Source organism: Stappia sp. WLB 29, assembly GCF_023507705.1.
Classification (GTDB): Bacteria; Pseudomonadota; Alphaproteobacteria; order Rhizobiales; family Stappiaceae; genus Stappia.
The window spans coordinates 210,460-225,192 of sequence record NZ_JALBGD010000002.1; the positions used below are offsets into that span (position 1 = coordinate 210,460).

Consider the following 14,733-nt stretch of genomic DNA (forward strand, 5'->3'; position numbering starts at 1 on the left):
TGTATCCGGACCACCCATCCCTGTCGCAGAGAATGCGGCTTAAACAGTTAAGATAGGCTGAAGCAGCCTGGGTGCGTTTGAAGCAGTTTAACCTGTGCAGGCCGCAGTAATCTTCACTCCGTCGTCTTCCTTAACGACTTCTAAATCCATGCCGGACTCGCGCGCCAGAAGCACTGCATAGACCGGCTGGACGGTATGGGCGTCGATCCTCTCCGGCTCCTTGCCGGACGTCATTTCGAGGACGAGTGCAGGAACCTTGGTTGTCGATCCGGTTACTTTCAACCGGAAGGTAGGCGTCTGGGCATCGCCGTCCATGGTGACGGTGATCAGGCCGCCGCGCGGGACGCACTGGTTGGCGAGCAGGACCAAGTTGAGCAGCAGCTTGACCCGGTTCTTGGCCATCAGCAGGCGGGGCACCTGCCAGTCGAGATCCGCCTTCTCGTTGGCCAGGAAGCCGGCCGCCACCGAATGGGCATCGCCGAGGTCGATCTCCGCGCCGGCGGATCCGGCGGCGCCGAAGGCGAGGCGCGCGAACTGCAGCTTTGCCGAGGCCTGACGCGCACTTTTGCGGATCAGGTCCATCGCGAATTCCTTCATGTCCTCGTTATTTTCCTCATCGAGGACCTCGAGGCCGTTGGTGATCGCGCCAACGGGGGAAATGATATCGTGGCAGACGCGGCTCGCCACCAGGGCGGCAAGATCGAGGGCGCTGAGTTCGTCGATGGCGGTCATGCTGTGTCCTTGGCGGATGTCCCTGGCAGTGTGCCTGACGGTCTGTCCGGTGGTCGTGCCGGCAGTCGCGGCCGGCGGTCAGGACCGGCACGGCACTGGCGCAGACCCGCCGGGTGGCACGATTCGGTCCTGGCGAAAGGGTTACACCGCCCTTCCCACGCTGCCAAGCCATCGGGCGATGGCACAATTCAGCGGCTGCATCCTTGCGCCAGCGCCTGTGTCTCGGCCTCGGCCTGCAGGCTGGCCGGATCGGAGAGAAACAGGAAGCGGTTGATCTCCGAATGGAAGAGCAGCAGGCGGCCATCATGCAGCGCGAAGATCAACGGGTTGCCGATGGTGACGAAACCTTCCGCAAGAGCCAGCGGATCGCAGCCCCGTAAATGGGGCGCATAGATCTGCGGATCCTTCTCGAAGGCGGCGCGGTTGCCTTCATTGACGAACATCCACACGGTGTCGTCCCAGCGCAGCTCCTGGCGCCGGTCGCCCTCGCGCGGCATGCGGTCGACGAAATAGGCGACCGGGTCGCGGCCGCCGAGCGCATAGCCCGACACCGGATCGGTGGCATAGTCGGTGGCGCGCGCCGGGTCTGCCGTGCAGACGAGCGCCAAGCCTGCCAGGGCGACGCGCAGGCCGCCGCCTGCCGTCCACCATAATCTTTTCCGATTTCGACTACACTCTGACATCGAATCAGTCTCGCGATCCCCGGACGACGACTGTGCCTGCAAGGCGGGCCCGGGGGCAACCGCGGAGGTTTCCGGCGCTGCCCGCGTCCGGCGCCGGTCGTTCCGGCCGCCCGCAAGGCTCGCGCCGGTCCCTTGCACAGAAGCGTTGAGGACGGACCATCATGACGCGACTCTCCCACTTCCGCACTGGCCGTTTTGCGGCAGGCTTCGCCGCGACGCTGGTTCTCGGCCTCCTCGTGCTGCTCGCCGCCGGCCTGCCGCAGGCGCAGGCGCAGCAGCCGGAGCAGTACAGCCAGGGCGAGCTGGTCGATGCCGGCCACCGCTTCTTCGGCCAGCTGTCGGGCGGGCTCGCCTCGGTGGTGGAGCGTGCTGTGTCGGAATACGGCCAGCCGAACGGCTACATCCTCGGCGAGGAGGGCTCGGGCGCGCTGCTGGCCGGCGCCCGCTACGGTGAAGGGCAGCTCTACACGCGCAATGCCGGCACCCACAAGGTGTTCTGGCAGGGCCCGTCCTTCGGTTGGGACATCGGCGGCGATGGCGCCCGGGTGATGATGCTGGTCTACAATCTGCCCGACACGTCGGCGATCTACCGCCGCTATGTCGGCGTCAACGGCTCGGCCTACCTAATCGGCGGCTTCGGCATGACGGTACTGTCCAACCACGACATCTACGTGGTTCCGGTGCGGGCGGGCGTCGGTGCGCGTCTCGGCGTCAATGTCGGCTATCTCAAGTTCACCGACCAGCCGACCTGGAATCCTTTTTGATCGCTTACCCTGCGAGATGCTTGGCGCATGACCCGGCCTCTTGTATCAGGATGCATGGTAAAACATGCAGGCGTGCCGGGGCGACGCCCTTACGGCACGCGGGTCCGGAGCACGCATGCGGGTTTCGTGGCGGCAGGGGACCAGACGGTGGTGAGCGGTCTTGATTGAAGCGGCAATGTACGTGGCCCTCGGCTTCTGCCTGGCCGGCCTGCTGTCGGTGGCGCTCCTGCCGACCGTCTGGCGCCGGGCGGTGCGGCTCACCCGCGCGGCCGTCGAGGCAACCACCCCGATGACCCATGCGGATGTGCGCGGCGAGATCGCGGGCCTGCGCGCCAAACACGCGGTCGACTACCGGAAACTCGAGGCGGGGCTGGAGCGGCTGCAGCAGCAGGCGGCGGAGAACCGTATCGCACGCGACCGTGCCGAGGCGATGGCGAACGACCTGCGTGCCGAATTCCGGGCCAAGGACCAGGCGCTGGACGATGCCATGGCGCGGGAGGAAGAGCTGCGCCGCGAGATCCACGACGGAGGCGAGGTGCTGGCGCGGGCAAAAGCCCGCATCCGCGAGCTGGAGCGCAGCGTCAAGCGGCTGATGGCGGCGGCGGAGGCGGCGGACAGGGCCGAGGGCGACGAGGTGCTTGCGGATGGCGGGATGCCGGTGCTGGTGGCTGCCCCTCAGCTGGCGGACCGGGCGGGCGAGCGGCTTGCCGCGCAGTCGGACGAGGCCGGCGAGGATCCGCTGGGCCGCGCGTCGGAGTTCGCCAAAGTGACCGCGCTGGAGGTCGAGATCGCGTCCCTCAAGCGCAAGCTGAAGCGCGCCGAGGAGCGCGCCGCCCGTGCCAGTGACACGATCGAGACCGCTGCCGACGGTGCGCAGGCGGCTCGCGGCGCAGGTCTCAGCCGGCAGGAATTGCGAGCCAGGGACAATCGGCTTTTCGAGGTGGAGTCGCGCCTGATCGCCGCCCAGGCGGAGATCACCCGCCTGTCGGTGCTGGCCGAGGGCAGCCAGGGCGACGAGACGCTGGCCGGAGAAGCGGCGCGGCTGCGCGCCGAGAACGAGCGGCTGCGGGCGGAGCTGCGCGGCAATGACGACTTCATCGCCCTGCGCTCGGAACTGGCCGGTCTCGCCGCCTCTGTTGCTGCATCGCTGGGAACGGAGGAGGATCTGGCGCCGGTGCTTGCGACGGGCGATGCCGCCTCCGCCGATGGCGAAGGGCCGTCCGGCAGCGCGGTTACCCGGTCGCTTGCCGCGCGCATCCGTGCGGTGCGCGAGCGCAAGTCGCAGGCCGGGGACGGCGCGCCGCCTCCGCCCAAGGCTCCCGAGCAGGCGACGCGCGGCAAGGCCAAGGCCGGCGGCTGACCCGACCGCCGCAACCAGGTGCTTCGGCCGCCCCGGCACTCAGCCGGCAGCGGCCTTCTTCTTTTCCAGACGGGCACGGATGCTGGCGACATCGGCCTTGGGCGTCGCCGCGAACAGCGTACGCGTATAGTCGTGCTGCGGGTTTTCGAAGACCTCGTCGCGCGTGCCGTATTCGACCGCCTCGCCGAAATACATCACCATCACCTTGTCGGCGATATAGCGCACGACCGACAGGTCGTGGCTGATGAAGACGTAGGTGAGGCCGAACTCGTCCTGCAGGTCGGCAAGCAGATTGAGGATCTGCGCCTGCACGGAGAGATCCAGCGCGGAGACCGGCTCGTCCAGCACGAGGAGGCGCGGGCGCAGCATGATCGCACGGGCAATCGCCACGCGCTGGCGCTGGCCGCCGGAGAACATGTGCGGATAGCGCCCGTAATGCTCCGGCTTGAGCCCGACCTTTGCCAGCATGGCGAGCGCCGCGTCACGCCGCTCGGCCGCGCTCATCGACGTGTTGAGCAGCAGGGGCTCTTCCAGCACCGCCCCGATCTTCTGGCGCGGGTTGAGCGAGCCGTAGGGGTTCTGGAAGACGATCTGCACCGCCTGGCGCATCTCCCGCGTAATGCCGCTGCGGGCGATATCGATCGGCGTTCCGTCGATCTCGATGGAGCCGGAGGTCGGGGCGTCGATCATCGTCAGCATGCGGGCAAGGGTCGACTTGCCGCAACCGCTCTCGCCGACCACGGCCAGCGTCGTGCCGCGTTCCACGTCGAAGCTGACGCCCTTGACGGCGTGCAGCAGGCGCGGGGCGGAAAACAGACCGCCGCCGATCTCGTAGCCGCGCTTGAGGTCGCGGACCTTGAGGATCGCATCGCTCATGGGCGTGCCTCCGTGCCGGCCTGGGTTTCCTTGGCGTAGTCCCTGGCGAAATCGGCAACGGTCGGCAGCCGGTCGCCGGTGGCGTTCTCGGGCAGGGCCGACAGCAGCGCCTTGGTGTAGGGATTGCTCGGGTTCTCGAACAGGGTGAGCACGTCGGCAGTTTCCATCTGGCGGCCCTGATACTGGACGACCACCCGGTCGGCGGTCTCGGCGACGACACCCATATCGTGGGTGATCATGATGAGGCCCATGCCGTGGTCGCGCTGCAGGCCGGTCAAAAGGTCGAGGATCTGCTTCTGGATGGTGACGTCGAGCGCGGTGGTCGGCTCGTCAGCAATCAGCAGCTTCGGATTGCAGGCGGTGGCGATGGCGATCATCACCCGCTGGCACTGACCGCCCGACATCTGGTGCGGGAACGCGCCGACGCGGCGTTCCGGCTCGGGAATGCCGACGGCGGTGAGCAGTTCGATCACCCGGTCGCGGCGCTGCCGGCGGTCGAGGCTCGTGTGGGTTTTCAGCGCCTCGTCGAGCTGGAAGCCGACGGTGAAGCACGGATTGAGGCTGGCGATCGGCTCCTGGAAGATCATCGCGATGTCCTTGCCGATGACCTTTCTGCGGCGCGCCGCGGACAGGGAGCGGAGGTCGATGTCCTCGAAGGTCATCTTGTCGGCGGTGACCGTCGCGGTGTCGGGCAGCAAGCCCATCAGGGCCAGCATGGCGACCGACTTGCCGGAGCCGCTTTCGCCGACGATGGCAAGCACCTCTCCGGCCTCGATCGTGTAGTCGACGCCGGCAAGGGCGCGGAACGGGCCGGCAGCGGTGTCGAATTCGACGCTGAGATTGCGGATTTCGAGCAGGCTCATCGGTCAACTCCGCTTCAGCTTGGGGTCGAGGGCATCGCGCAGCCCGTCGCCGACCAGGTTGATGGCGAGCACGGTGATCAGGATCGCAAGACCGGGGAAGGTCACCACCCACCAGGCGCGCAGGATGAACTCGCGCGCTTCCGCCAGCATGGTGCCCCATTCCGGGGTGGGCGGCTGTGCGCCCATGCCGAGGAAGCCGAGGGCGGCCGCATCGAGGATCGCGTTGGAGAAGGACAGGGTCGCCTGCACGATCAAGGGCGCCAGGCAGTTCGGCAGGATCGTCTTGAACATCAGGCGCAGGTTGCCGGCGCCGGCGAGCCTTGCGGCCACCACATAGTCGCGGCTGCGCTCGGCCAGCACCGCGGCGCGGGTCAGGCGGACGAAATGCGGCTGCAGCACCAGGGCGATGGCGATCATCGCGTTGACGAGGCCCGGCCCGAGCACGGCGACCAGCACCAGCGCCAGCAGCAGCGAGGGGAAGGCGAGGACCACGTCCATCACCCGCATGATCACGGTGTCGACCCAGCCGCGGAAATAGCCGGCGACGAGGCCGAGCACGATGCCGCCGGTCAGGGCGATGGTCACCACGACGAGGCCGATGAACAGCGAGAAGCGCGCGCCGTAGATCAGTCGCGAGAGGATGTCGCGGCCGACCGCATCGGTGCCGAGAAGGAAGGCCGTCTTGCCGCCTTCCGACCAGAAAGGCGGGGTGAGGAAGCTGTCGCGATACTGCATGTCGGGATCGTGCGGCGCGACGACCGGCGCGGCGAGCGCGACGAGCACCAGGGTGACGAAGACCACGAGGCCGACGACGGCGCCGCGGTTGCGGGAGAAGTAGAACCAGAACTCGGCGAGCATCTGCCGCGTGGCATTGCGGCTTTCGGCTTCGACGGAGACGGCGGGAGTGGGTGTGTCGGTCATGGCTCGGCCCCGGCTCAGGTGTGGCGGATGCGCGGATTGACAAGCCCGTAGAGCATGTCGACCGTCAGGTTCACGATCATCACGATGAGGGCGATCATCAGCAGGCCGCCCTGGACGACGGGGTAGTCGCGGCGGGCGATGCTGTCGATCATCCATTTGCCGATGCCCGGCCAGGAGAAGATCGTCTCGGTGAGGATGGCGCCGGCCAGCAGCACGCCGACTTGAAGGCCGATGGTGGTCAGCACTGGAATCATGGCGTTGCGCAGCGCATGCAGGCCGACGACGCGCAGCGGCGCCAGGCCCTTGGCTCTTGCGGTGCGCACATAGTCCTCGCCCAGCACCTCCAGCATGGCCGAACGCGTCTGGCGGGCGATGACCGCCAGCGGGATCGTCGCCAGCACGATGGAAGGCAGGATCAGGTGGCTGACGGCCGACTGGAAGGCCCCTTTCTGCCCCGAAAGCAGGCTGTCGATCAGCATGAAGCCGGTGACCTGCGGGAAGAAATACATCAGCGAGATGCGGCCGGAGACCGGCGTCCATTGCAGGATGCCGGAGAAGAGGATGATCAGCAGAAGGCCCCACCAGAAGATCGGCATCGAATAGCCGATCAGCGCGGTGCCCATGATCGCCTGATCGGCGACCGAACCGCGGCGGACGGCGGCGAGGATGCCGGCCGGGATGCCGAGCGCCACCGCGATCACGATCGCGCACAGGGCCAGCTCGACGGTCGCGGGGAACAGCGCCATGAACTCGTCGAAGACCGGTTTCTTGGTGACGATGGAGTTGCCGAGATCGCCGGTGAGAACGCCGGCGATATAGTCGAGATATTGCCGCCAGATGGGCTCGGAGAAGCCGAATTGCTCCATCAGCTGGTTGTAGCGCTCGGGGCTGAGGCCGCGCTCGCCGGCCAGCAACAGGACGGGATCGCCCGGCAGCAGGCGGATGAAGCCGAAGGCGACGATCGTCACGCCGATGAAGGTCGGGACGAGCAGCGCCAGACGGCCGAACAGGAAACGGATCATCGAATGCGTCCAAAACGACCGCACCGGCCCCGGACTGGATCCGGGCCGGTGCGGGATGGCGTTGGCCGGGCCTGTCCGCTCCGGGAGATCGTCCCCGGAGCGGTCAAGCCGCGGCGGCGCGCGGTTTACTCGGTGATGTCGACGCCGTCAAACCAGTGGCCGCCGAGCGGATCCATGACATAGCCGGACACCTTGGCCGACATCGGCATGAACACCACCGAATGGGCGATGGTGGCCCACGGCGCCTGCTCCTTGAAGACCACCTGGGCCTCCTCGTAGAGCTTGGTGCGCTCTGCCTTGTCCGAGATGGTCTTGGCCTTCTGGATCAGGTCGTCGAAGGGCTGGTGGCACCACTGGGCGCGGTTGGCGCCGCCGACGCCGTCGCAGCCGAGCAGCACGGCGAGGAAGTTGTCCGGATCGCCGTTGTCGCCGGTCCAGCCGAGCAGGATGGCACCGTCGCGGTCCTTCTCGGTCGAGCGCTTCAGGTACTCGCCCCACTCGTAGGAGACGATCTCGACCTCGACGCCGACCTTGGCGAAGTCCGCCTGGATCAGCTCGGCCATGCGGCGGGCATTCGGGTTGTACGGGCGCTGCACCGGCATCGCCCAGACCTTCATCTTGAGGCCCGAGACGCCGGCCTCGTCCAGCATCTTCTTCGCCGCGTCCGGATCGTACGGATCGTCGACGATCTGGTCGTTGTAGGACCACATGGTCGGCGGGATCGGGTTCTTGGCCGCCTGGCCGGCGCCCTGGAACACCGCGTCGAGGATCGCCTGCTTGTTGATGGCCATGTTGAGGGCCTTGCGGACCTTCGGGTTGTCGAAGGGGGCCATCTGGGTGTTGTAGGCGAGGTAGCCGACGTTGAGGCCTTCCTGCTCCATCAGGTTCAGGTTGGAATCGGCCTTGATGTCGGCGATGTCGGCCGGTGCCGGATACGGCATCACGTGGCACTCGCCGGCCTTCAGCTTCTGCAGGCGCACCGAGGCGTCCGGCGTGATCGCGAAGATCAGGTTGTCGATCGGCTGCTTGCCGCCCCAGTAGTCGGCGAAGGCCTGGTAGCGGATGACCGCATCCTTCTGGTAGCCGACGAAGGAGAAGGGACCGGTGCCGACCGGCTCCTGGTTCATCATGTCCATCTTGCCGTCGGCAGCGAGCTTGTCGGCATATTCGGCCGACAGGATCGAGGCGAAGTCCATGGCGAGGTTGGCGATCATCGGCGCTTCCGGCCGGTTCAGCACGAACTTCACCGTATGGTCGTCGACCTTGACGATCTCCTTGATGAGATCGGGCATCGACATGCCGTTGAAATACTCCCAGGACGCGCCGGCGGTATAGGCGTGCCACGGATGGTTCGGGTCGCGCTGGCGCTCGAAGGAGAAGATCACGTCGTCGGCGTTGAAGTCGCGGGTCGGCGTGAAGAAGGACGTGGTGTGGAACTTGACGCCCTTGCGCAGGTTGAAGGTGTATTCCAGCCCGTCCTCGGAGACCGACCAGCTCTCGGCCAGGCCCGGCAGGACCTCGGTGGTGCCGCGCTTGAACTCGACGAGACGGTTGAACACCGGCTTGGACGAGGCGTCGAACGTGGTGCCGGCGGTGTAGAGCGCCGAATCGAAGCCTTCCGGCGAACCTTCCGAGCAATAGACGAGGTTCTTGGCCGAGGCTGCGCCTGTCGCGAACAGGGCAAGGCTGACGCCCAGAAGGGCGGCCTTCATGCTGCGGCGAATGATCATGGATACTCTCCCGTTTGAAGATTCGGCGCGCCGCGGCCTGTGCTTCCCTTTGGGAAGGTTGTTTTTCCGCAAGCGGCCTTGAGGGCACATTAGTCGCGCCCGAAACCGGTTACAACAGGATGATGCTTTCTATTTTCGCCGTGTTTTGGGATAAATAACCTGACGAGACGGTGGTGGAGGAATTTGCTCGTCACAATTGGCAAGTGTGCCGGATACTTGGTTTCAATCGAACTTCATGCCCCGGCATGATGATCCGGTTGTGTGTGTCCTGCAATACGTCATGCCTTGCCGGGCTTCCCCAAAAACGCGACAGCCGGGCGCATGGCGCCCGGCTGCACGTGGTCGGCTGGGAGATCACGGAGAATCAGACCTCGTCTTCCGAGGGGATGTCCTGCGGCTTCTTCTTGCGCCGGCGGCGCGGGGCCTTGGGTGCGGCGGCATCGGGCAGGGCGGCCTGAGCTTCGTCCTCGCCGGCTGCTGCCTTGCCGCGCACCGGCTTGGCCGTCGCCTCGATCACCTTCTCGTCCTCCTCGCCGGTCATGGCCTTCGGCGGCATGTGATAGGTGACCTGCGGGAACGGGATCTCGATTCCGCGCTCGTCGAACGCGGCTTTGATGTACTCGTTGTAGGCGCGGCCGACCGCCCACTGCGATCCCGGGCGCGTCTTGATGCGGGCACGCACCGTGATGGCGCTGTCGCCGAACATGGTGATGCCGTGCATCTCCAGCGGTTCCAGGATCTCCGACTTGTAGTCGGTCTGCATGAGCCGGTCGAAGGCGGCATGCATGGCCAGCTTCACCTCGGTCAGGTCGCTGTCGTAGGCAACGCCGATCGCCGCCACGTGATAGGCCCAGCCGCGCATGAAGTTCGCGACCCGGTCGACGGTCGAGAAGGGGATCATGTGGGCGGTGCCGTCGATGTCGCGCAGGCGCACCGAGCGGATCGTCAGCTTTTCCACCGTGCCGGTGACGCCGCCCAGCGTGACCACGTCGCCCTCGTTCATAGCGTTCTCGAACTGGATGAAGGCGCCGGTGATGATGTCCTGCACCAGTTTCTGCGAACCGAAGGAGATGGCGAGGCCGAAGACACCGGCACCGGCGATCAGCGGGCCGATGTTGACGCCGATCTCGGACAGGGCAAGCAGCGTGATCATCACCACGAGCAGGATCGAGAAGGCGTTGCGGAACAGGTTGAACAGCGTCTTCTCGCGCGATGTCGGCAGGCGCCCGCGCGGATTGAGGCGCAGGTCCACCCAGCTCATCACCGCGAGCCAGATCAGGAAGCCGACGCCGAGGATGATGCCGGCGGAGGCCGCACGGCTGGTCCAGTCCTGGCCGTCCGTCGTGCTGAACCACGACAGCGCATCGATCATGCCCCAGGCATGCAGGATGCCGAGGATGACGCCGACGAAGACGGCAAGCCGCACCAGCGAGAGCACCCGCGGCACGAAGGTGTTGAGCCGCCGTTCCAGCATCGGCAGGCGCTCGTGCACGTTCTGCGGCAGGTGCACGCCGCCGGAGATGGTGCGGGTCAGCGCCAGCGAGACGATGGTGCCGACCATCACCGTCAGCACCGACATGACGGTGGCGCGGACCATGAAGGTGACCGCGTCGAAGGGGCGCGACAGCCAGACGCCGAGCAGCAGCAGCACGTAGATGATGGCGACGATGTGCCAGGTGCGTGCGACGATCTCGACGAGGCCGGTGGTGACGAGGTTCGACTGGCGTTCGCCATAGCCGAGGATGCGCTCGCGGGTCGCCAGGCGGTTGCGCATGATCGCGGAAATGGCGATCGCGACGCTCGCCAGCACGATCATCATGCGCACCGAGTCGGCGAGCAGGAAGGAGATGTTGTTGGCGATCAGGGGCACCACCACCATCGTGCCGTAACCCAGCACGTTGTAGATGGTGAACAGCCAGCGGCGCCAGTAGAGCGCCTGCTCGTCGTCGAGCGGCACCAGGCGCAGGGCGGCGAATTCCGGGCTCAGCGCGAACCGCGTCAACACCTTCGCCGCCTGGATGAAGAAGAAGGCGTTGAGGAACAGCGATTCCACCAGCTCGACATGGCGCGGGTTCTCGCCCGTATAGAGTGCAATCGCATAGCCGGCGCCGAGCGCGACGGCCACGACCGCGGCTTCTGCGACGAGGTGCAGGACCAGCAGCGTGACGCGCTTCACCACGGTCATCGACTGCTCATGGCCGATCAGCCGCGCGAACAGCCGGTCGGCAAGGCGGTGCAGCAGCGAGACGATGGCGAAAACCGCAATGGCGATGATCGCCAACTGCAGCAGGATGCTCTGCACCCGCTCCCAGTTGGCCCCCGCGCTGTAGGACAGTGCGGTCGGCAGCGAGGTGAAGGAGCGGGCGATCCGCTCCACATAGACCATGCCCTCGGCGAGCACGTTCTGCGTCGCGTTGGCGATGCGCAGGGCGATATGCGTCGGCTGGCGCTCGACCTCGGCCGGCGCCACTTCCCCTTCCGCTGCGGCGGGCGAGGCTTCCGATGGTGCGGTTCCGGCGGGTGGGCTTGCCGGTGCGCTGGAGGGCGTCCCTGCGGCTGGAGCGTCCGCGGGGCCACGCCGCAGATAGTCGACGAGCGCGTCGCGCGCGCCTGGATCCTGCAGCAGGCGGATCAGCGCTTCCGCGTCCTGCCTTGTCTGTGCGACGGCTTGTGCGGCTCCCGCCGGACCTCCCGACGCCTGTTCGCCCGTTTGCTGCGTTGCCGGCTGGCCGGATTGCGCGAAAACCGGCCCTGCCAGGCTCGGAGGCAGCAGCAGGAGGGCGGCAAGCAGGAGGGGGAGGAGACGGGCGAAGCGTCCGTTGCAGGGCATGCGGCGTCCTTCTTTTTGCCGCGTCGGCAGCCCGTGCCGCCTGCAAGCGGGCAGGCAGGACGCTAGACAGCGGTCTCGGAAACGGCCGGCATGTCGACCGTTTCCCGGAGGTTTCTCCTCTTTACCTACCCTATCGAGGCGTGCCGTCAACCAGACGCGGACCTTCGGAATCGTCGCCGAGGCCCTCGGGAAGCAGCTCCGCCGGCAGGTTCTGGTAGGCGACCGGCCGCAGGAACCGCAGGATGGCACGCGACCCGACCGAGGTGGAGCGGGTGTCGGTGGAGGCAGGATACGGGCCCCCATGCATCATCGAATGACAGACCTCGACGCCGGTGGAAAAGCCGTTGACCAGCAGCCTGCCGGCCTTGCGCTCCAACACCGGAACGAGCTTGCGGGCGGTCGTCATGTCGCCGGCATCGCCCGGTTCCATCAGCAGCGTCGCGGTCAGCTGGCCCTCCAGCGTGGCGGCGACTGCCAGCCGCTCGTCCTCGCTGCGGCAGCGTACGACCAGGGCGGCGGGCCCGAAGACCTCCTCCTGCAGGGCATGCGAGGCGAGGAAGGCGGCGGCCGTCGTCTCGAAGACCGCCGGCGTGACGTGGCAGGTACCGGGCGTCTCGCTCGCAGGCGCCCTGGCTGCGCGCTTCGAAAGCGCCGCTTCCCCGGTGCGTGCGTCGACGGCGCGGCGATAGGCGCCGGCGATGCCGGGGGTCAGCATGGCCTGCGCGGGAACGCCCGCGAGCACCTCGTCGGCTGCGTCCAGGAACGCCTCCAGCCCGTCGCCCTCCAGCGCCACCACGACCCCGGGATTGGTGCAGAACTGGCCGGTGCCCAGTGTCAGCGAGCGGGCCCAGTCGGCGCCGAGCGTTGCCGCGCGCGCCGCAAGGGCGGCCGGCAGGGCGAAGACCGGGTTGATCGAGCCGAGTTCGCCGTAGAACGGGATCGGCTGCGGCCGCGAGACCGCGATGTCGAAGAGTGCGCGGCCCCCGCGCAGCGAGCCGGTGAAGCCGACGGCGGAGATCAGCGGATGGGCGACGAGCGCCGCGCCCGAGGCATGGCCCGCGCCCTGCAGCAGCGAGAAGATGCCGGCCGGCATGTTGCAGGCGCGGATCGCGGCGGCGACGGCGCGCGCGACCAGCTCGGCCGTGCCGGGATGGGCGGGGTGCCCCTTGACCACGACCGGGCAGCCGGCGGCCAGGGCCGAGGCGGTGTCGCCGCCGGTGGTGGAGAAGGCGAGGGGGAAGTTCGAGGCGCCGAACACGGCGACCGGCCCGAGCGGTCGCAGGATCGAGCGGATGTCGGGGCGCGGCAGCGGTTTGCGGTCCGGCTGCGCGGTGTCGATGCGGGCGTCGAAGCAGTGGCCGGCCTCGATCCAGTCGGCGAAAAAGCGCAGCTGGCCGGTGGTGCGGCCGAGCTCGCCGGTCAGGCGCGCCTCGGGCAACCCGCTCTCGCGCACCGCGCGGGCGACGATGGCCTCGCCGTCGATCTCCATCTCCCGCGCGATGCGGCGCAGGAGGGCGGCGCGCTCGGCGATCGGACGGGCGGCATAGTCGGGGAAGGCGGCGTCCGCCGCACGTGCGGCCTTGTCGACCAGCGCCGCATCGGCTTCGGCGAAGGCGGGGGCGAGTTGATCGCCGCTGACCGGATCGAGGGCGTGGAAGGCGCCGGGACCGGCGATCCAGTCGCCGGCGACGAGGTGATGACCGTTCGGCATGGGAGTCTCCAGCGCGTCAGTAACGAAAGGCATATGGCAGGCCAGCGTAGCTGCCCATCTACTCGACTATTGATATATCAGCATGGAATCAAGCCTGCCATCCAGCCGTGTTCGGCAAGGGATTGGTAACCTGAACGTGTCAGCTTCAAAGAGCCGCAAAAGGACATCGGATGCTCAACGAACTGTTGAAGCTCGCTCGCAACCCGACTCGCGAGGCGCGCAGCAGGTTGCTGCAGCGCGTCGCCGATCTTTTTCTGGATCGCGTCGGAGAGCACAGCGACGAGGAGCTGCGGCTGTTCTGCGAGATCATCATGAAACTGCTCGACGGGGCGGAGCTGAAGGTGCGTGCGCACCTGTCCCAGCGCATGGCGCCGTGGAACCAGACGCCGCACCGGATCGCCTATCGGCTCGCCACCGACGAGATCGTCGTGGCAACGCCGATGCTGGAGCTGAGCCCGGCGCTGACGGAGGCCGATCTCGTCAAGATCGCCCGGCGCATGCCGGAGAGCCATCTCCTGGTCGTCGCCCGGCGCGAGGCCTTGCCGGGCCGGGTGTCGGATGCTCTGGTGGAGCGGGGCCCGACCAAGGTCTGGCGGGCGTTGGCGGAGAACCGGCGCAGCGGCTTGTCCGACTGGGCGCTGAGGACGCTGGCCAAGCGCTCGCTCTCCGATACGCGCCTGCGGTCCAGCATGGCGGCGCGCGGCGACCTGACGCCGCTGATCTGCGAGTGGCTGATTCCGCATGTGAACGCCGCGACCCGCGTCCGGCTGGAGGCGATCCTCAGCGGCGCGGATCCGGGCGATCTGACGACGCCCGAGGCGGACAGCGAAGAGCTGCGGACGAGATACAACCTGTTCATGGAGTCCTGCGATGTGGACGAGGCCTGGCGTCTGGTTCAGGAGGGCAAGTACGGCTTCGGCTCGATCCTCTTGGTGCTGCTGGCCGAGGGGCGCACGGGCGATGCGTTCGAGCTGCTGGCGCGCAAGACCGGCGAGAGCGTGGCCGCCGTCCAGCGGGCCGTGTACCAGTCCGGCATCGACGAGCTGATCGGCCTGTGCCGGGTCTCCGGCACCTCCGACCAGGTGTTCCTGGCGCTGGCGCATCTGCGGTGCAAGCATCTGGGCATTCCGGAGACCCAGGCGATGCGCTGGCTCGATGCCTATCGCCGCACCCGCGCGACAACGACCGGCGGGCCGAGCCAGCCGCGCAGCCACCGTCCGAACGGCGCGCCGCTGTCCTGA

Annotated in this window: 12 protein-coding genes; 3 read left to right on the top strand and 9 right to left on the bottom strand. The window is 67.5% G+C overall.

The window, feature by feature from the left end; genetic code table 11:
* Positions 1 to 87 precede the first annotated feature (87 nt).
* Positions 88 to 732: a histidine phosphotransferase ChpT gene (chpT, locus tag MNI96_RS04365; protein WP_249690692.1), complete on the bottom strand. Its 645-nt coding sequence runs from the start codon at positions 730 to 732 to the stop codon at positions 88 to 90.
* Between the two features lie 188 nt (positions 733 to 920).
* Entirely contained in the window at positions 921 to 1,340 is a 420-nt protein-coding gene (locus MNI96_RS04370; protein WP_249690694.1) for a YHS domain-containing (seleno)protein, read from the bottom strand.
* Positions 1,341 to 1,576: 236 nt separating this feature from the next.
* Here MNI96_RS04370 and MNI96_RS04375 point away from each other — a divergent pair, with 236 nt between their 5' ends.
* Together MNI96_RS04375 and MNI96_RS04380 are read left to right on the top strand one after the other, a co-directional pair.
* Positions 1,577 to 2,179, top strand: a complete 603-nt coding sequence (locus tag MNI96_RS04375; RefSeq protein ID WP_249690696.1) for a DUF1134 domain-containing protein — start codon at positions 1,577 to 1,579, stop codon at positions 2,177 to 2,179.
* Positions 2,180 to 2,354: 175 nt separating this feature from the next.
* Positions 2,355 to 3,539, top strand: coding sequence for a coiled-coil domain-containing protein (locus tag MNI96_RS04380; RefSeq protein WP_249690698.1), 1,185 nt, complete (start codon positions 2,355 to 2,357; stop codon positions 3,537 to 3,539).
* Between the two features lie 39 nt (positions 3,540 to 3,578).
* Here MNI96_RS04380 and MNI96_RS04385 read toward each other — a convergent pair whose 3' ends face one another.
* The 7 genes from MNI96_RS04385 to MNI96_RS04415 all read right to left on the bottom strand — a co-directional run bounded on the left by MNI96_RS04385 (position 3,579) and on the right by MNI96_RS04415 (position 13,492).
* Positions 3,579 to 4,415, bottom strand: coding sequence for a dipeptide ABC transporter ATP-binding protein (locus MNI96_RS04385; RefSeq protein ID WP_249690700.1), 837 nt, complete (start codon positions 4,413 to 4,415; stop codon positions 3,579 to 3,581).
* Complete coding sequence (locus MNI96_RS04390) at positions 4,412 to 5,278, bottom strand: ABC transporter ATP-binding protein (RefSeq protein ID WP_249690702.1); 867 nt, start codon at positions 5,276 to 5,278, stop codon at positions 4,412 to 4,414. The genes MNI96_RS04385 and MNI96_RS04390 overlap by 4 nt, the downstream gene beginning before the upstream one ends.
* A 3-nt stretch (positions 5,279 to 5,281) precedes the next feature.
* Positions 5,282 to 6,199, bottom strand: coding sequence for an ABC transporter permease subunit (locus MNI96_RS04395; RefSeq protein WP_249690704.1), 918 nt, complete (start codon positions 6,197 to 6,199; stop codon positions 5,282 to 5,284).
* A gap of 14 nt (positions 6,200 to 6,213) precedes the next feature.
* Positions 6,214 to 7,221, bottom strand: coding sequence for an ABC transporter permease subunit (locus tag MNI96_RS04400; RefSeq protein ID WP_249690706.1), 1,008 nt, complete (start codon positions 7,219 to 7,221; stop codon positions 6,214 to 6,216).
* A gap of 125 nt (positions 7,222 to 7,346) precedes the next feature.
* Positions 7,347 to 8,951, bottom strand: coding sequence for an ABC transporter substrate-binding protein (locus tag MNI96_RS04405; protein ID WP_283776331.1), 1,605 nt, complete (start codon positions 8,949 to 8,951; stop codon positions 7,347 to 7,349).
* Between the two features lie 364 nt (positions 8,952 to 9,315).
* Positions 9,316 to 11,781: a mechanosensitive ion channel domain-containing protein gene (locus MNI96_RS04410; protein WP_249690708.1), complete on the bottom strand. Its 2,466-nt coding sequence runs from the start codon at positions 11,779 to 11,781 to the stop codon at positions 9,316 to 9,318.
* 130 nt (positions 11,782 to 11,911) lie between these two features.
* Positions 11,912 to 13,492, bottom strand: coding sequence for an aldehyde dehydrogenase (NADP(+)) (locus tag MNI96_RS04415; RefSeq protein ID WP_249690710.1), 1,581 nt, complete (start codon positions 13,490 to 13,492; stop codon positions 11,912 to 11,914).
* A 170-nt stretch (positions 13,493 to 13,662) separates the two neighbouring features.
* Here MNI96_RS04415 and MNI96_RS04420 point away from each other — a divergent pair, with 170 nt between their 5' ends.
* Complete coding sequence (locus MNI96_RS04420; protein WP_249690712.1) at positions 13,663 to 14,733, top strand: DUF2336 domain-containing protein; 1,071 nt, start codon at positions 13,663 to 13,665, stop codon at positions 14,731 to 14,733.

What these genes read in the sequence shown, in the direction of transcription:
- chpT (WP_249690692.1), bottom strand. Translation starts at nt 732, where the DNA reads ATGACCGCCATCGACGAACTCAGCGCCCTCGATCTTGCCGCCCTGGTG.
- MNI96_RS04375 (WP_249690696.1), top strand. Translation starts at nt 1,577, where the DNA reads ATGACGCGACTCTCCCACTTCCGCACTGGCCGTTTTGCGGCAGGCTTC.
- MNI96_RS04380 (WP_249690698.1), top strand. Translation starts at nt 2,355, where the DNA reads ATGTACGTGGCCCTCGGCTTCTGCCTGGCCGGCCTGCTGTCGGTGGCG.
- MNI96_RS04385 (WP_249690700.1), bottom strand. Translation starts at nt 4,415, where the DNA reads ATGAGCGATGCGATCCTCAAGGTCCGCGACCTCAAGCGCGGCTACGAG.
- MNI96_RS04390 (WP_249690702.1), bottom strand. Translation starts at nt 5,278, where the DNA reads ATGAGCCTGCTCGAAATCCGCAATCTCAGCGTCGAATTCGACACCGCT.
- MNI96_RS04395 (WP_249690704.1), bottom strand. Translation starts at nt 6,199, where the DNA reads ATGACCGACACACCCACTCCCGCCGTCTCCGTCGAAGCCGAAAGCCGC.
- MNI96_RS04400 (WP_249690706.1), bottom strand. Translation starts at nt 7,221, where the DNA reads ATGATCCGTTTCCTGTTCGGCCGTCTGGCGCTGCTCGTCCCGACCTTC.
- MNI96_RS04405 (WP_283776331.1), bottom strand. Translation starts at nt 8,951, where the DNA reads ATGATCATTCGCCGCAGCATGAAGGCCGCCCTTCTGGGCGTCAGCCTT.
- MNI96_RS04410 (WP_249690708.1), bottom strand. Translation starts at nt 11,781, where the DNA reads ATGCCCTGCAACGGACGCTTCGCCCGTCTCCTCCCCCTCCTGCTTGCC.
- MNI96_RS04415 (WP_249690710.1), bottom strand. Translation starts at nt 13,492, where the DNA reads ATGCCGAACGGTCATCACCTCGTCGCCGGCGACTGGATCGCCGGTCCC.
- MNI96_RS04420 (WP_249690712.1), top strand. Translation starts at nt 13,663, where the DNA reads ATGCTCAACGAACTGTTGAAGCTCGCTCGCAACCCGACTCGCGAGGCG.